Here is a 15,611-nt window from a genome sequence, read left to right on the forward strand (position 1 = left end):
GGTGAATCTTTCTAAGTGTGCAGCAAGAAAGCGAAAGGTAAAACCCGCGCGGCGAGATTTGCTTAAAAAAGCATTCACCCCGCCGTTAATGCGTCAGTATTCAGAGTTAACGATCACCTCTTCACCAAATTTTCCGGCCATCGGCAGCGGTCGGTAGGTGGAGTTCGAGGCGCGTAACACCCTGATGCCTCTGGCTCCCACGTCTTGCGCCGCGGTGATGTCGTTATCTGAATCCCCGTAGAACACTTTGATATTTTTCTTTTCCAGCCACTGGGTTTTGGTGTTTTGCCCTTCCTGGTCCCCGGCAAAAATGACCGGGTTCATGCTGGCCGCCGGGATCAGGAAATCATCCTGTAGCGTTTTCGAGACGGTTTCGGTTTTGGTCTGGCTACGTCCGGTCACGAAGTAAATGCTGTCGCCGCGCTTTACGTGCATGGCAATCAGCGCGCGGGCAACCTCTTTCGGGATACTGAACTCATCCCAGCCGTTGTTCATCTTTTCCCAGAATTCCGGGTTTTTCAGATAGGCTTCGCTGTCCGGGGAGTACGTTTTTTTGCCGCGCCAGAAACCGGGGCTGGAGAAGAGAACGGTATCGTCAATATCGAAACCCACGGCCATCGGTGGGCGACCCGTCAGGCTATTTTCGATTTGTGCCACTGAAACCCAGTGAATGGGGGCCTGCTCGGCAAGCATGGCGGCGGTGGTGCCGGTGTAAAGCGGCGTGGGTGCAGAAGCCCGCGCAACAACGGTGCTATTAAGCGAGAACAATAAGCAGGCGGCGCTGAGCGCCAGTGTGATCTTGCGCATATTTTCCCCTGAATATTCAGTTTGTTATCTTTTTATTTTGAGCGGATGGTCAAAAAACTATCCGACCATAACCCCAGCGGTAGGGGAAGGAAAGGAGTTTTTACTTATGGAGCTGAATAAAAAGAAGACGATCACAAAGCGCCGAAGAAACGTGTAGGTCCGGGAAGCGAAGCGCCACCGGGCAATGACTGGCACCGGCGCGAACAAAAAAGCCGGGTGGCGGCGACGCCTTGCCCGGCCTACATACAGTATGCAAGTAAGTGAATGCTTACATTACGGATGCAAACGCCTGCGCCACGCGCTGGACGTTGCTGGCATTCAGACCCGCCACGCACATACGGCCGCTGGCGATCAGGTAGACACCGAACTCTTCGCGCAGGCGATCGACCTGCGCTGCGCTCAGTCCGGTGTAGCTGAACATCCCGCGTTGCTTGAGAAGATAATCAAAGTTATGCCCAGGCACGGCCTCTTTCAGGACGTTAACCAGCTCCTGACGCATCGACAGGATGCGCTTACGCATCGCTTCCACTTCCGCAAGCCAGGACGCTTTCAGCGTTTCGTCACCGAGAACTGTCGCCACCACCTGCGCACCAAAGTTCGGCGGGCTGGAGTAGATCCGGCGGACCGTCGCTTTCAGCTGACCGAGTACGCGTCCCGCGGCTTCGGCGTCTTCACACACCACGGACAGGCCGCCAACGCGCTCGCCGTACAGGGAGAAGATTTTTGAGAACGAGTTGCTGACCAGAGCGGGAAGCCCCGCGCTGGCAATCGCGCGAATGGCGTAGGCGTCTTCCTCCATACCCGCGCCAAAGCCCTGATAGGCGATGTCGAGGAACGGGATCAGGTTACGCGCCTTCAGTATCTCGATCACCGCATCCCACTGGGCATTGGTGAGGTCCGCACCGGTCGGGTTATGGCAGCACGGATGCAGCAATACGATACTGCGCTCCGGCAGGGTGTTCAGTTTTTCCAGCAGCGCATCAACGCGCACGCCGTTGGTTTCGCTGTCGAACCACGGATAGGTCGCCACCTTAAAGCCCGCGCCCTCGAAGATCGCAACGTGGTTTTCCCACGTCGGGTCGCTGACCCACACGCCGGAATCCGGGAAGTACTTTTTCAGGAAATCTGCGCCTACCTTTAGCGCACCCGAGCCACCCAGCGTCTGGATAGTCGCCACGCGCTTTTGCGCGAGCACCGCGTGGTCCGCACCAAACAGCAGCGGCGCGATAGTGTTGCGGTAGGTGTTTAATCCTTCCATCGGCAGATAAAGCGAAGCACCGTGCGGGGTTGCGTTCAGACGCGCTTCAGCTTCGGCAACGGCTTTCAACTGAGGAATGATGCCGTCTTCGTTGTAGTAAAGACCAATGCTGAGGTTCACTTTGTCGCTGCGAGGATCTTCTTTGAAACGCTCCATCAAGGAGAGGATAGGGTCGCCGGCGTAGGCGTCTACTTTCTGAAACACGCGATGTTCTCCGGATTATTATGAGGCAGGGCATTCAACAATAAACCGGAAGCGGAAGAAGATCGAGGGGATGTTAACAGAAGCGGGATGCATCGCATCCCGCTCATGCTTAGTCGACGTATTTCATTGCGACCCTTGAGGTAAGGCGCGTGATAAGTTCGTAAGCACTCACTTTTGTTATTTCAGCAATACGCTCTACCGGCAGGCCTTCACCCCACATCACCGCATCGTCCCCCGCTTTATCCTGCGCGTCGGGCCCAAGATCAACACAAATCATGTCCATCGCCACGCGACCGACAATCTTGACTTCGCGTCCATTGACCAGCACCGGCGTCCCCGTTGGCGCGGCGCGGGGATAGCCGTCGCCGTAGCCCATCGCCACCACGCCAAGACGCGTGTCGTGCTCGCTGGTCCAGGTGCCGCCGTAACCCACCGGCTCTCCCGCTTTGTGCTCACGCACGGCAATCAGCTTTGAAACCAGCGACATAACCGGCTTAAAGCCAAAGTCCGGCCCCCAGGGTTTGTTCTCCAGCGGCGAAACGCCATAAAGAATGATGCCCGGACGCGCCCAGTCGAAGTGCGACTGCGGCCATAGCAGGATCCCGCCGGACGCCGCAATGGAGCGCATCCCCGGTTTGCCTTCGCAGAAGGTGTTGAAGATATCAAGCTGCTGTTCCGTTGCGCCGCATTCAGGCTCATCGGCGCGGGCAAAGTGGCTGACGATATTCACTGGCTGACGCACATTTTTGCACTGACTCAGACGCTGATAAAACGCCTCCGCGCTTTCCGGCCGCACGCCCAGACGGTGCATGCCCGTGTCGAGCTTCATCCAGACGGTGACCGGCTCGCTCAGTTCAGCCGTTTCCAGCGCGGCCAGCTGTTCTTCGTTATGCACCGCCGTGTGCAGGTGCTGATCGGCAATGGTCGGCAGGTCCGAGGCTTCAAAAAAGCCTTCCAGGAGCAGTATCGGTTGCGTAATTCCACCTGCGCGCAGGCGGAGAGCTTCTTCGAGACGGGCGACGCCAAAAGCGTCGGCATCGGGGAGCGTTCGCGCGGTCTCAAGAAGACCGTGTCCGTAAGCGTTCGCTTTCACGACTGCAACGAGCTGACTGGCGGGCGCCAGTTCTCGCAGACGTTGCAGGTTGTGTCGCAGAGCGCGGCGGTTAATAACAACAGTTGCCGCTTGCATTTGAATTCCTTAGAAATTACTCATCATCATATTGAGGACCGGCATAGTTGTCGAAACGCGACCACTGGCCGTTAAAGGTCAGACGTACCGTACCGATGGGGCCGTTACGTTGCTTACCAATAATAATTTCGGCGATCCCTTTCAGATCGCTGTTCTCGTGATAAACCTCATCACGGTAGATGAACATGATTAAGTCGGCATCCTGCTCGATGGAGCCGGATTCACGCAGGTCGGAGTTGACCGGGCGCTTGTCTGCACGTTGTTCCAGAGAGCGGTTAAGCTGCGATAGCGCCACCACCGGCACGTGCAGCTCTTTGGCTAACGCCTTGAGCGAGCGGGAAATCTCGGCAATCTCCAGCGTACGGTTGTCGGAAAGCGACGGAACGCGCATCAGCTGAAGGTAGTCGATCATGATGAGGCCGATACCACCGTGTTCACGGGCGATACGGCGCGCGCGGGAACGCACTTCCGTCGGCGTCAGGCCGGAGGAGTCATCGATATAGATGTTCCGTTTTTCCAGCAAAATCCCCATGGTGCCCGAGATCCGCGCCCAGTCCTCATCGTCCAGCTGACCGGTACGGATGCGGGTCTGATCCACACGCGACAGGGACGCCAGAGAACGCATCATGATCTGTTCAGAGGGCATCTCAAGACTGAAGATAAGCACCGGCTTATCCTGCAACATCGCCGCGTTTTCGACGAGGTTCATCGCAAATGTCGTTTTACCCATCGACGGACGCGCCGCGACGATAATCAAATCCGATGGCTGAAGACCTGCCGTTTTCTTGTTGAGATCGTCATAACCGGTGTTCACCCCCGTCACGCCATCGTGCGGCTGCTGGAAAAGCTGCTCAATACGCGCAACCGTGGCGTCGAGCACATCGGCGATATTTTTCGGGCCTTCGTCTTTGTTCGCACGGCTTTCGGCGATTTTAAAGACGCGGGATTCCGCCAGGTCGAGCAGATCTTCGCTGGTGCGCCCCTGGGGATCGAAACCAGCCTCGGCGATCTCATTCGCCACCGAGATCATCTCGCGGACAACGGCACGTTCACGAACGATATCAGCGTAAGCGCTGATGTTCGCGGCACTCGGCGTGTTTTTTGACAGTTCTGCCAGATAGGCAAACCCGCCGACGCTGTCGAGCTGACCCAGACGCTCCAGCGATTCTGCGAGCGTAATCAGGTCAATCGGGCTGCCCGACTCCTGCAACCGCGCCATTTCCGTAAAGATGTGGCGGTGGGGGCGGGTATAGAAGTCTTCCGCGACAACGCGCTCTGCGACGTCGTCCCAGCGTTCGTTATCCAGCATTAAACCGCCCAACACCGACTGTTCCGCTTCAATCGAGTGCGGCGGGACTTTTAACCCGGCGACCTGATAATCACGCTCACGAGGTTCAGTCTGTTTGTTGAAGGGTTTGTTTCCTGCCATAGTGAATGGAGTTACCGAGATAAAGAGTGGGTCGAAAGATTACCACATTCTGGAGGAAGCATGGCAACACGTATTGAATTTCACAAGCATGGTGGCCCTGACGTACTCAAAGCGGTGGAATTTACCCCCGCTGCACCTGGCGAGAACGAAATCCAGGTGGAAAACAAAGCGATCGGCATTAACTACATCGATACCTATATTCGCGGCGGCCTCTATCCGCCTCCGTCGATGCCGAGCGGACTGGGCACCGAGGCGGCCGGTATCGTCAGCAAAGTGGGCAGCGCGGTTAAGCACATTAAGGAAGGCGATCGCGTGGTGTACGCGCAGTCGGCGCTGGGCGCTTACAGCTCCATCCATAACGTTCCGGCCGAGAAAGCGGCGCTTCTGCCAAATGCGATCGGCTTCGAGCAGGCTGCCGCCTCATTCCTGAAAGGGCTGACGGTCTATTATCTGCTGCGCAAAACCTACGAAATTAAGCCTGACGAGCAATTCCTGTTTCACGCAGCCGCAGGTGGCGTGGGGCTGATTGCCTGCCAGTGGGCGAAAGCCCTGGGCGCGAAGCTGATCGGCACCACAGGCAGCGCGCAAAAAGCGCAGCGCGCGCTGGACGCGGGCGCATGGCAGGTGATCAACTACCGGGAAGAGAGCTTCGTTGAGCGGCTGAAAGAGATCACTGGCGGCAAAAAGGTCCGCGTGGTGTATGACTCGGTGGGGAAAGACACCTGGGAATCTTCGCTGGACTGCCTGCAACGTCGCGGGCTGATGGTGAGCTTCGGAAACGCCTCCGGGGCAGTCACCGGCGTCAACCTGGGCATTCTGAATCAGAAAGGGTCGCTATATGTCACTCGCCCTTCCCTGCAAGGTTACATCACCAACCGGGAAGAACTTGAGGAAGCCAGCAACGAGCTGTTCTCGCTGATCGCCAGTGGGGTAATTAAAGTGGATGTGGCAGAGGCGCAGAAATATCCGCTGACCGATGCGCAGCGCGCGCATGAGGTGCTGGAGAGCCGGGCAACGCAGGGATCAAGTCTGTTAATTCCCTGAGCCATAAAAAGAAATTGGGCTTCCCGTGGGAAGCCCTTTCTTTTTTTAGTTCGGCTGTATGTAGGGTACAGCTCGATGAATTCTTTAGCGGCAGCCATAGTGACAGATTCGATAAGTAAATCCTATTCTGTTCTAAGGATTGCTGCCGGAAAAGTTGCAGGTATGTGACGTACACCTCAATACCTTAGTAACGGAAGCGGTTATTACGCTGATAAGTGGGCAGTTTTGGTGATTTAATCGCCCGTATCGCCCATACCACCGCAATCGTCAGAAGTAACCACGGCAAGAGTTTAATCGTCAGGGCAAATAAACCGCCAACAAACATCACCACCGTGGCCACGACGAGCGCGGCCAGGATACCGAGCAGCGATACGCCCGTGACCATCAGCATGATAAAGAAGCCAATCACAAAAAGTAGTTCCAGCATGGTGCTCTCCCACGAGTTCCCGAATGATGCTGCGATCGTTACAAGAAACATGCCAAAAATAAGTCTTTGTTCTGAAAGCAAAACGCCCCGCAATGTGTTGCAGGGCGTGGCGTATTTGACCATCTTTTAGCGAAATTTAACGTTTATCCGCAACCAGACGCAGCGCGTGTTCCAGGACCTCAATATCCGCACCGGCCTTATGCGCGTTCTCGCTGAGATAACGACGCCACTGGCGCGCGCCAGGAATGCCCTGGAACAGGCCAAGCATATGGCGGGTAATGTGGCCCAGATACGTACCATGACTCAGCTCGCGCTCAATGTACGGATACATGGCGCGCACTACTGCCACGGGATCGGTGTCAGCACCGTCAACGCCAAAGATTTCCCGGTCAACCGTCGCCAGAATGCCCGGATTCTGATACGCCTCGCGTCCGACCATCACGCCATCCATATGTTCGAGATGCGCTTTGGCCTCGTCCAGCGACGGAATACCGCCGTTGATCGACATGGTCAGGTGCGGGAAGTCGCGTTTTAGCTGGTACACGCGCGGGTAGTCCAGCGGCGGGATCTCGCGGTTTTCTTTCGGGCTGAGGCCAGAGAGCCAGGCTTTACGGGCGTGGATGATAAACATCTCGCATTCACCCTTCCCTGATACGGTGTTGATGAAATCACACAGGAACTCGTAGCTGTCCTGGTCGTCTATGCCGATACGAGTTTTGACCGTGACCGGGATAGAGACGACGTCGCGCATCGCTTTGATACAGTCCGCCACCAGATGTGCATTACCCATCAGACACGCGCCGAACATACCGTTTTGCACACGGTCGGACGGGCAACCGACGTTGAGGTTAATCTCGTCATAGCCGCGTTCTTCAGCCAGCTTCGCGCACTGCGCCAGCGCAGCCGGATCGCTGCCACCCAGTTGCAGCGCAACCGGATGCTCCTCTTCGCTGTACGCCAGATAATCGCCCTTGCCGTGAATAATTGCGCCGGTAGTGACCATTTCGGTGTACAGCAGCGTATGGCGGGAGAGCTGACGCAGGAAATAGCGGCAGTGTCTGTCCGTCCAGTCGAGCATTGGCGCAATGGAGAAACGGTGTGCAGGGAAAGCGGTCTGGAGTTCTGACGACATGGCGAAGTTTTAAGCATCTGGTGGAAAAGGGGCGCTACTATAGCACAAAGAAAAGCCGGAGGCGCAGCGCCTCCGGTGTACTTTAGAACGTCATGCTCAACTGTGCCCCTGCGCCCCAGGTCTCGTCTTCGCCATAAAGCCCCATCAGGTCAACGTGGACGGAGTTGAACGGCGCGAAACCGACACCGCCGGTAAAGACGTTGCTGTCGTTCCCTTTCATATCCGCACGATAACCGGCGCGTACTGCCAGCCAGCTCAGCGGCGTGACTTCGGCACCAACGCCAACGTACTGGGAGGTGTCTTCGCTTTTAAAGCCCTTGGTTTCGGTCAGATCGCCATCTGCGGTCAGCGTGACCAGATCGTTGTGCCAGGCGGCCCCGGCAGTGACCAGCGGACGGATCTGATAAGTGTCTTTATAACTCACCACCTCTCCCGTACGCCCGTTGCGGATGCGGATATCTTTGGTATCGATATCGCGCGACATCAGGTTTTGCCCGCTCACGCCGACTGTCCAGTTTTCACCGAAATCAGCAGCAATACCGGCATCGACGTTGAAGCCAGTGTCGTCGGTACGGTAGCGGCTGTCGTTCCACTTATTACTGTCGTAATCGTAGATTGAAGTGGTGTAGTTATAGAGCCAGGTTTTTTGCAGCTTCGGCGTGACGCCAACGGAAACCGGAACGCCGCCAAGATCGAACTGACGGGCCACCGCAATACCGTAGTCGGACACAATCGCCGCCCGACCAGACGCCGTAGAGTTAAGGTTTTTGGTGATCTGATCGGTACCGTTTAGCGCGGCATCCAGCGCCACACCGGCAGCCACCGCATCGCTTCGTTGTATACCGCGCAGATAATCAATGTCCTGCTGATCGATTGAAGAGCTGACCCGGCCATGGGCATAGCCTTTTGCCATAAAGGCCACGGAAAGAACATCGTTAGGGATACTGACGGCAATCCCCGCCCCTGCGGTGGCGTGTGCGGTCTTGCCTTTCAGGTAGTCCAGTTCATCAGCGAGATCTTTCGCTGCGCCCTGGAACTGATTGATCGAACCTAATGGATTGGTGATAACTTCAATGGGGGTCAGACTATCAACCACATCCTTGTAATGATTGATTTTGTCGTTAATGGTATCAATCTCGTCCTGAAGATTGTCTTCATCGGTCACCTGCACTCCAACGGACGGCAAAATGACCGTCACATCATCCTCTGGCTTAGATTTTGCCAGTAACGCGGGGTTGATTAACGCCCCGCTGCCATAGCTCCCTGCCGCGACACCCGTTCCGCCCATTGCGTCGCTACGCGCTTCCGTCCAGGTATTGGCTGCTCCCGCCTGATTTGCCATAAAAAAGGAGACAGCGATGCTAACCATCGAAAATTTAAAATGTTTTTTCACAGTGTGCTCGTAAATAGTTTGTTATTAGTTAACCCTGTCTGTTATCACCCAAACAGGAACGAACTATTGCTGTGAATAAGTGCAAAAAGACCCGCTATTTCCTTAAGTTAAATTCCATCCCGGCCTGTTGTAATATGTGACGACCATCAATATTTATAGAAGAGGAAATTATTTTCGCCCAGGTTTTCCATCGTGCGGCCCAAAAAACTGAGGCGGATGGTCGACCCAGCGGTCTTCGCGCGTCGCGGCATACACCGGATTGAGCGGATAGTAGATGCGGTTATGTTTTTTATTGGCCTCACCCACCACCAGTAAGCGCACCTCTTCATCGGTATTGTTGATAAAGGTGTGACACACGCCCGTCCCGGCTGGAAATCCCACGCTGTCTCCGGGTTCGAGCTTCCATAAATAGCCATTGATCCAGGCCTCAGGGTAACCCTCCAGAACGTAAACAAACTCCTCTTCGTCGCTTTCCGCATGCGGATAAGACGTACGGCGTCCGGGTGGCAGCCGTTCATGGTGAATACCAATGCGGCCGAGACCCAGCCTGCGGGCCAGCGGCGCGCCAACAGAAAAACGTTCGTTACTGTCAGGATACGTTGCGTCATCAGCGCCTTCCACGTCCCGCCAGTGCCGAATACAGTCAGGTCTTTTCATTTTGCGATCTCCTGATTTGCGATGCGTCAGGTATAGCACAGCCTGGCGGATCTCGGTGTTTTTAGCAGAACATGATAAAGTGAATGTTTTCACCCCTTACCATATCCGAGGTGCCCGATGGACAAGTCCACAAAAGAGCTGTTAGCGCAAGCTGAAAAGCTGTGCGCGCAACGCAATGTGCGCCTGACCCCGCAGCGCCTTGAGGTACTGCGTCTGATGAGCCTGCAACAGGGTGCCATCAGCGCCTACGATCTGCTCGATCTGCTGCGTGAAAGCGAGCCGCAGGCAAAACCGCCGACCGTTTATCGGGCGCTGGATTTCCTGCTGGAGCAAGGGTTTGTGCATAAAGTGGAATCAACAAACAGCTATGTGCTGTGCCATCTTTTTGACCAGCCAACTCACACGTCCGCCATGTTTATCTGCGATCGCTGTGGTGTGGTGAAGGAAGAGTGTGCGGAAGGTGTGGAGGATATTATGCATACGCTGGCAGCCAGAATGGGCTTTGCGCTGCGCCATAACGTGATTGAAGCCCACGGCTTATGTTCTGCCTGCGTGGAGGTGGAGTCATGCAGCCATCAGGATGCCTGTCAGCACGATCACTCTATCCTGGTGAAGAAAAAGCCGCGTTAAAGCCAAAGAAAAAGGCGGCTCAGGGCCGCCCTTGGGGATAGTGCCGGTTACCAGCGGTAGTCGTTACGGGTTTCCCAGTCTTTGACTTCGTTTTCCGCCTGATCTTTTTCGTAACCGTAGCGCTCCTGGATTTTGCCTACCAGCTGATCGCGCTTACCTTCAATGACGGTCATATCGTCATCTGTCAGCTTACCCCACTGTTCTTTCGCTTTACCTTTGAATTGCTTCCAGTTGCCGCCGATTTCGTCTTTATTCATAATCGTGTCCTCGTGTTAAGCGTCTATGAGTATCGTCCGCTTCGTTCTTTTCTGCTGGACGTGATTATTATTGTAGTTAAGGATTCGGCAGTTGTTTTTATATTCGGAATCTTTAACCGTTACGATATATCGTGCGGGGCTGGAAACCAGGTATTGTTTCGCCAGTGACGATGCCAGATAACGGCCAGCGAAAGGCCACGCAGTGAGAGAAACACCGCCAGCGCCAGCCACAGACCATGATTGCCGAGATACGGCAGGGTCAGCAGCGTCAGGCCGAACCCCGCCGCCGCGACGGCCATGCTGTTGCGCATCTCCGCCCCTCGCGTCGCACCAATAAACATGCCGTCCAGCAAATAGCACCACACGCCCACCACCGGTAATACTACCTGCCAGAAGATGTAGCGATCGGCCAGCTCACGTAGCGCGGGCAACGAGGTGAGTAGTGCGACAATATGCCCACCAAAACAGGCGTACACCAGAGCAAAGACCAGCGCTACCAGGCCCGCCTGACGACAGGCAGCACGCCAGACTTCACGTAACTGGCCGCTTTCACGCGCGCCATAGGCCTGCCCTGAATGCGCCTCCACGGCGTAAGCAAAACCATCCAGCGCGTAAGCGGTAAAGGTCAGTAATGTCATGAGCACTGCGTTGACGGCAACGATCTCAGGCCCAAGACGCGCACCAAAAACGGTTAATGCACCAAAGCAGAGTTGCAGCAGAAGCGAACGGAGCATGATGTCGCGATTAAGCGCCAGCAGCTTTCGAATGTTGCCGCGCCAGGCCGATTTCAGCAGATCCAGGGTGATACCGCGCATCGCCAGCACGCGCCAGACCATCCCCAAACCGATCAGCAGCGTACCGTACTCGGCAATCGCCGTGGCCAGCGCCGCGCCCCGGACGTTCATGTGCAGCCCCATCACCAGCCAGAGATCGAGCACAATGTTAAGCAGGTTGCCCACCACCAGCAGGATCACCGGCGCGCGGGCGTACTGCACGCCCAGCAGCCAGCCCAGCAGGACCAGGTTTGCCAGTGAAGCGGGCGCGCTGAGCCAGCGAATTTCGAGGAACCGCCGGGCCTGTTCCAGTACGGCATCGCTGCCGCCTACAATATGGAGCGCAAGATCAATCAGCGGCGTACGCAACAGAACGATTAACGCGCCGGCACCGAATGCCAGAATGAGCGGCTGAACCAGCGCACGCGCCAGACGCAGGGGATCTTTTGCACCATACGCCTGGGCCGTCAGGCCTGTCGTACTCATGCGCAGAAAAAGCAGCAGCATAAAGAGGAAGCTGGTCGCCGTTGCGCCGATCGCGACGCCGCCAAGATAAATCGGCGAATCGAGATGCCCGATAACCGCCGTATCCACCAGCCCCAGCAGAGGAACGGTAATATTGGAAAAAATCATCGGTAGCGCAAGACGCCACAACGCCTTATTGGCAGAAGTTAGCAATGCCATGGAAATTACCGGAATCAGAAAACAGGCCAGGCTGTAGAGGAACTACAGCCTGTCAGGAAGAGATTACAGCCATTCACCGTTGCGGATAACGCCGACCGCCAGCCCTTCAATAGAGAAGCTCTGCTCGCGGAGATCCACCACAATCGGGGAGAATTCATTGTTTTCAGGCAGAAGCTGCACGGTATTGCCTTGTTTTTTCAGGCGCTTAACCGTCACTTCATCATCAATGCGCGCCACCACGACTTGCCCGTTACGCACGTCCTGCGTTTTGTGTACCGCCAGCAGATCGCCATCCAGAATACCGATATCTTTCATGGACATTCCGCTAACGCGCAGCAGGAAATCGGCGCTCGGCTTGAACATGCCTGGGTCAACCTGATAGTGCCCTTCGATGTGCTGCTGCGCCAGCAGAGGTTCACCTGCGGCAACGCGGCCCACCAGTGGAATACCGCTCTCTTCTTCCACAAGCAGACGAATGCCGCGTGAGGCGCCGGAAACAATCTCAATCACGCCCTTACGCGCCAGCGCTTTAAGGTGCTCTTCGGCAGCATTAGGAGAACGGAAGCCCAGACGCTGCGCAATTTCTGCACGCGTGGGTGGCATACCCGTCTGGCCGATATGATCCCGAATGAGATCAAACACCTCTTGCTGCCTGGTCGTTAACGCTTTCATACCGCCCCCTGGGTGTATATACAGTTATGCTGTGAGTATATACAGTCAAAGGCGATTTTGGAACCAAAAACTGCACAAAAAACCAGGGACTTAATTATTCCTCGAGGCTCATCGGAAATGCGACCAAAGCAGCGTGACCCAGGTGATCGCCGCAGTGATAATCGCCAGCAGTACGGCAGCGGAACCCATGTCTTTCGCCCGGCCAGACAGTTCATGGAATTCCGACCCGATTCGGTCAACTACGGCCTCAATAGCGCTATTCAGAATTTCCACTATCATCACCAGAAGGACAGATCCGATGAGCAGTACGCGGGTGATAGCATCAACATCAAGGAAGCAGGCGATGACAACGGCAACGATTGCGGCAACCGCTTCCTGGCGGAAAGCGGCTTCATTAACCCATGCCGCGCGGAAACCTTTCCATGAATAACCGGCAGCTTTAATGATTCGAGTTAACCCAGTGGTATTATTGGCCATTAAAAGAACCTTTTATGATAAATAGCGTCTGTAACTAAAGCCGCAGCGCGTTTTGCTGCAACCTGAAGTATGACGGGTAACAACAGAAATTTTGCGCGCTTTCTGTTATCCTTGCGCCGCAATTGCATTATTAACCAGAGGCTTTACATCGTTTATGTCCGGCTGGCCACGAATTTACTACAAATTACTTAATTTACCATTAAGCGTCCTGGTAAAAAGTAAGTCTATCCCAGCAGAACCTGCGCTGGAATTAGGGCTCGATACGTCGCGCCCTATTATGTACGTTTTGCCTTATAACTCGAAGGCAGACCTGCTGACGCTTCGCGCTCAATGTCTGGCGCACGATTTACCTGACCCGCTTGAACCGCTGGAAGTCGACGGTACGCTGCTGCCGCGCTACGTGTTCATCCATGGCGGGCCGCGCGTGTTCACCTATTACACGCCGAAAGAAGAGTCCATTAAGCTGTTCCATGATTACCTCGATCTGCACCGCAGCAACCCCGATCTGGACGTGCAGATGGTGCCGGTGTCGGTGATGTTTGGCCGTCGTCCGGGGCGCGAAAAAGGGGAAGAGAACCCGCCGCTGCGTATGCTCAACGGCATTCAGAAGTTCTTCGCCGTCTCCTGGCTAGGACGCGACAGCTTTGTCCGCTTCTCACCTTCCGTTTCACTGCGCCGCATGGCGGATGAACACGGCACTGACAAAATCATTGCGCAAAAGCTGGCGCGCGTTGCGCGTATGCACTTTGCACGTCAGCGTCTGGCGGCCGTTGGACCACGTCTCCCGGCACGTCAGGATCTGTTCAACAAGCTGCTGGCTTCCAAAGCGATTGCCCGTGCCGTAGAAGACGAAGCGCGCAGCAAGAAAATTTCGCACGAGAAAGCGCAGCAGAACGCAATCGCGCTGATGGAAGAGATCGCCGCGAATTTCTCCTACGAGATGATTCGCCTCTCTGACCGTATCCTTGGCTTCACGTGGAACCGCCTCTATCAGGGGATTAACGTCCACAACGCCGAGCGCGTACGTCAGTTAGCGCACGACGGCCACGAGATTGTCTATGTGCCCTGCCACCGCAGCCACATGGACTACCTGTTGCTCTCTTACGTGCTCTATCACCAGGGGCTGGTGCCGCCGCATATTGCTGCCGGTATCAACCTGAACTTCTGGCCAGCAGGCCCGATTTTCCGCCGTCTGGGTGCGTTCTTTATTCGTCGTACCTTTAAGGGTAACAAGCTTTACTCCACCGTCTTCAGGGAGTATCTGGGCGAGCTGTTCAGCCGCGGTTATTCCGTGGAGTACTTTGTTGAAGGCGGTCGCTCGCGTACCGGTCGTCTGCTCGATCCTAAGACCGGCACGCTGTCGATGACCATTCAGGCCATGCTGCGTGGCGGTACGCGTCCTATCACGCTGGTGCCTATTTACATCGGTTATGAACACGTGATGGAAGTGGGCACCTACGCGAAAGAGCTGCGCGGTGCAACCAAAGAGAAAGAGAGTCTGCCGCAGATGCTGCGTGGGCTGAGTAAACTGCGCAACCTCGGCCAGGGCTACGTGAACTTTGGCGAGCCCCTGCCGCTGATGACATATCTGAACCATCATGTTCCGGAGTGGCGCGAGTCTATCGATCCTATCGAAGCGGTACGTCCGGCCTGGCTGACGCCAACGGTCAACGGCATTGCATCCGAGCTGATGGTACGCATCAACAATGCTGGTGCGGCAAACGCCATGAACCTGTGTTGTACTGCGCTTCTGGCCTCCCGCCAGCGTTCACTGACCCGCGAACAGCTGACCGAGCAGATTGACTGCTACCTGGATATCATGCGCAACGTGCCGTATTCCGTTGATTCGACCGTGCCGTCTGCCACCGCCAGCGAGCTGATCGATCACGCGTTGCAGATGAACAAGTTCGAAGTCGAGAAAGATACGATTGGTGACATCATCATTCTGCCGCGCGAGCAGGCCGTGCTGATGACCTACTACCGCAATAACATCACGCACATGCTGATGCTGCCGTCGCTGATGGCGGCCATTATTACCCAGCACCGCCGTATTTCGCGTCAGGAGCTGCTGCGCCATATTCAGGCCATCTACCCAATGCTGAAAGCGGAGCTGTTCCTGCGCTGGAGTAAGGATGAACTGGCGGCAGAGCTCGATAAAATGACGGCAGAGATGCATCGTCAGGGGCTGATTACCATCATTGATGATGAACTGCATATCAATCCGTCACGTTCCCGTACCTTGCAGCTCCTGGCTTCCGGTGCGCGTGAGACGTTGCAGCGCTACGCCATTACCTTCTGGTTGCTGAGTGCAAATCCGTCCATCAACCGCGGTACGCTGGAAAAAGAGAGCCGGACGCTGGCTCAGCGCCTTTCCGTTCTGCATGGCATTAACGCCCCGGAATTCTTCGACAAAGCGGTATTCAGCTCCCTGGTGCTGACGCTGCGCGACGAAGGGTACATTAGCGATACGGGCGATGCCGAGCCGGAAGAGACGATGAAGGTTTACCAGATGCTGGCAGAGCTGATTACCGCGGATGTGCGTTTGACGATTGAGAGTTCGACGCAGGGCGAGTGATGC

The 15,611-nt window shown here is 55.7% G+C and carries 15 protein-coding genes; 3 read left to right on the top strand and 12 right to left on the bottom strand.

Annotated features, from left to right (window positions below; genetic code table 11):
• Positions 1–93: 93 nt before the first annotated feature.
• From aphA to dnaB, 4 genes are all read right to left on the bottom strand, one after another.
• Complete coding sequence (gene aphA, locus ACOTX5_RS16525; protein WP_045911464.1) at positions 94–807, bottom strand: acid phosphatase AphA; 714 nt, start codon at positions 805–807, stop codon at positions 94–96.
• Positions 808–1,075: 268 nt separating this feature from the next.
• A complete protein-coding gene (gene tyrB / locus ACOTX5_RS16530; protein ID WP_017382625.1) occupies positions 1,076–2,269 on the bottom strand; it encodes an aromatic amino acid transaminase in 1,194 nt (397 codons plus the stop codon).
• A 109-nt stretch (positions 2,270–2,378) separates the two neighbouring features.
• Positions 2,379–3,458, bottom strand: a complete 1,080-nt coding sequence (gene alr, locus ACOTX5_RS16535; RefSeq protein ID WP_023295763.1) for an alanine racemase — start codon at positions 3,456–3,458, stop codon at positions 2,379–2,381.
• A gap of 16 nt (positions 3,459–3,474) precedes the next feature.
• On the bottom strand, positions 3,475–4,887 hold the full coding sequence (gene dnaB, locus ACOTX5_RS16540) for a replicative DNA helicase (protein ID WP_003860298.1): 1,413 nt from the start codon (positions 4,885–4,887) through the stop codon (positions 3,475–3,477).
• A gap of 60 nt (positions 4,888–4,947) precedes the next feature.
• On the opposite strand from dnaB, the gene ACOTX5_RS16545 reads away from it, so the two are divergent.
• Complete coding sequence (locus tag ACOTX5_RS16545) at positions 4,948–5,931, top strand: quinone oxidoreductase (RefSeq protein WP_045911465.1); 984 nt, start codon at positions 4,948–4,950, stop codon at positions 5,929–5,931.
• Between the two features lie 184 nt (positions 5,932–6,115).
• On the opposite strand, the gene pspG is transcribed toward ACOTX5_RS16545, so the two are convergent.
• The 4 genes from pspG to ACOTX5_RS16565 form a co-directional block, all read right to left on the bottom strand.
• Positions 6,116–6,358, bottom strand: a complete 243-nt coding sequence (gene pspG, locus ACOTX5_RS16550) for an envelope stress response protein PspG (protein ID WP_047726976.1) — start codon at positions 6,356–6,358, stop codon at positions 6,116–6,118.
• Between the two features lie 136 nt (positions 6,359–6,494).
• The gene (gene dusA / locus ACOTX5_RS16555) at positions 6,495–7,490 is read right to left on the bottom strand and encodes a tRNA dihydrouridine(20/20a) synthase DusA (protein ID WP_047726974.1); all 996 of its coding nucleotides are present in this window, start codon (positions 7,488–7,490) and stop codon (positions 6,495–6,497) included.
• Between the two features lie 82 nt (positions 7,491–7,572).
• Positions 7,573–8,859, bottom strand: a complete 1,287-nt coding sequence (gene traF, locus ACOTX5_RS16560) for a conjugal transfer protein TraF (RefSeq protein WP_176601513.1) — start codon at positions 8,857–8,859, stop codon at positions 7,573–7,575.
• A 192-nt stretch (positions 8,860–9,051) separates the two neighbouring features.
• Positions 9,052–9,540, bottom strand: coding sequence for a cupin domain-containing protein (locus tag ACOTX5_RS16565; RefSeq protein ID WP_017382621.1), 489 nt, complete (start codon positions 9,538–9,540; stop codon positions 9,052–9,054).
• A 117-nt stretch (positions 9,541–9,657) separates the two neighbouring features.
• On the opposite strand from ACOTX5_RS16565, the gene zur reads away from it, so the two are divergent.
• On the top strand, positions 9,658–10,170 hold the full coding sequence (zur, locus tag ACOTX5_RS16570) for a zinc uptake transcriptional repressor Zur (RefSeq protein WP_032103677.1): 513 nt from the start codon (positions 9,658–9,660) through the stop codon (positions 10,168–10,170).
• A 47-nt stretch (positions 10,171–10,217) separates the two neighbouring features.
• On the opposite strand, the gene ACOTX5_RS16575 is transcribed toward zur, so the two are convergent.
• From ACOTX5_RS16575 to ACOTX5_RS16590, 4 genes are all read right to left on the bottom strand, one after another.
• Complete coding sequence (locus tag ACOTX5_RS16575; RefSeq protein WP_003860314.1) at positions 10,218–10,427, bottom strand: CsbD family protein; 210 nt, start codon at positions 10,425–10,427, stop codon at positions 10,218–10,220.
• A gap of 119 nt (positions 10,428–10,546) precedes the next feature.
• Positions 10,547–11,884, bottom strand: a complete 1,338-nt coding sequence (gene dinF, locus ACOTX5_RS16580; RefSeq protein WP_045911480.1) for an MATE family efflux transporter DinF — start codon at positions 11,882–11,884, stop codon at positions 10,547–10,549.
• Between the two features lie 63 nt (positions 11,885–11,947).
• Positions 11,948–12,556, bottom strand: coding sequence for a transcriptional repressor LexA (lexA, locus tag ACOTX5_RS16585; RefSeq protein ID WP_003860318.1), 609 nt, complete (start codon positions 12,554–12,556; stop codon positions 11,948–11,950).
• Between the two features lie 108 nt (positions 12,557–12,664).
• Positions 12,665–13,033 (bottom strand): diacylglycerol kinase, encoded by a 369-nt coding sequence (locus ACOTX5_RS16590; protein WP_017382619.1) that lies wholly within the window; start codon positions 13,031–13,033, stop codon positions 12,665–12,667.
• 154 nt (positions 13,034–13,187) lie between these two features.
• On the opposite strand from ACOTX5_RS16590, the gene plsB reads away from it, so the two are divergent.
• Positions 13,188–15,608 (top strand): glycerol-3-phosphate 1-O-acyltransferase PlsB, encoded by a 2,421-nt coding sequence (gene plsB / locus ACOTX5_RS16595; protein WP_039272026.1) that lies wholly within the window; start codon positions 13,188–13,190, stop codon positions 15,606–15,608.
• The last annotated feature ends 3 nt before the right edge of the window (positions 15,609–15,611 follow it).

The sequence above is a fragment of the Enterobacter cloacae complex sp. IR5441 genome (genome assembly GCF_049238215.1).
Classification (GTDB): domain Bacteria; phylum Pseudomonadota; class Gammaproteobacteria; order Enterobacterales; family Enterobacteriaceae; genus Enterobacter; species Enterobacter hormaechei_C.

Excerpts from the sequence above, each read along its gene's own strand:
- lexA (WP_003860318.1), bottom strand. The coding sequence starts at position 12,556 with ATGAAAGCGTTAACGACCAGGCAGCAAGAGGTGTTTGATCTCATTCGG.
- ACOTX5_RS16565 (WP_017382621.1), bottom strand. The coding sequence starts at position 9,540 with ATGAAAAGACCTGACTGTATTCGGCACTGGCGGGACGTGGAAGGCGCT.
- plsB (WP_039272026.1), top strand. The coding sequence starts at position 13,188 with ATGTCCGGCTGGCCACGAATTTACTACAAATTACTTAATTTACCATTA.
- alr (WP_023295763.1), bottom strand. The coding sequence starts at position 3,458 with ATGCAAGCGGCAACTGTTGTTATTAACCGCCGCGCTCTGCGACACAAC.
- ACOTX5_RS16590 (WP_017382619.1), bottom strand. The coding sequence starts at position 13,033 with ATGGCCAATAATACCACTGGGTTAACTCGAATCATTAAAGCTGCCGGT.
- zur (WP_032103677.1), top strand. The coding sequence starts at position 9,658 with ATGGACAAGTCCACAAAAGAGCTGTTAGCGCAAGCTGAAAAGCTGTGC.
- aphA (WP_045911464.1), bottom strand. The coding sequence starts at position 807 with ATGCGCAAGATCACACTGGCGCTCAGCGCCGCCTGCTTATTGTTCTCG.
- pspG (WP_047726976.1), bottom strand. The coding sequence starts at position 6,358 with ATGCTGGAACTACTTTTTGTGATTGGCTTCTTTATCATGCTGATGGTC.
- ACOTX5_RS16545 (WP_045911465.1), top strand. The coding sequence starts at position 4,948 with ATGGCAACACGTATTGAATTTCACAAGCATGGTGGCCCTGACGTACTC.
- ACOTX5_RS16575 (WP_003860314.1), bottom strand. The coding sequence starts at position 10,427 with ATGAATAAAGACGAAATCGGCGGCAACTGGAAGCAATTCAAAGGTAAA.
- traF (WP_176601513.1), bottom strand. The coding sequence starts at position 8,859 with ATGGTTAGCATCGCTGTCTCCTTTTTTATGGCAAATCAGGCGGGAGCA.
- dnaB (WP_003860298.1), bottom strand. The coding sequence starts at position 4,887 with ATGGCAGGAAACAAACCCTTCAACAAACAGACTGAACCTCGTGAGCGT.
- dusA (WP_047726974.1), bottom strand. The coding sequence starts at position 7,490 with ATGTCGTCAGAACTCCAGACCGCTTTCCCTGCACACCGTTTCTCCATT.
- dinF (WP_045911480.1), bottom strand. The coding sequence starts at position 11,884 with ATGGCATTGCTAACTTCTGCCAATAAGGCGTTGTGGCGTCTTGCGCTA.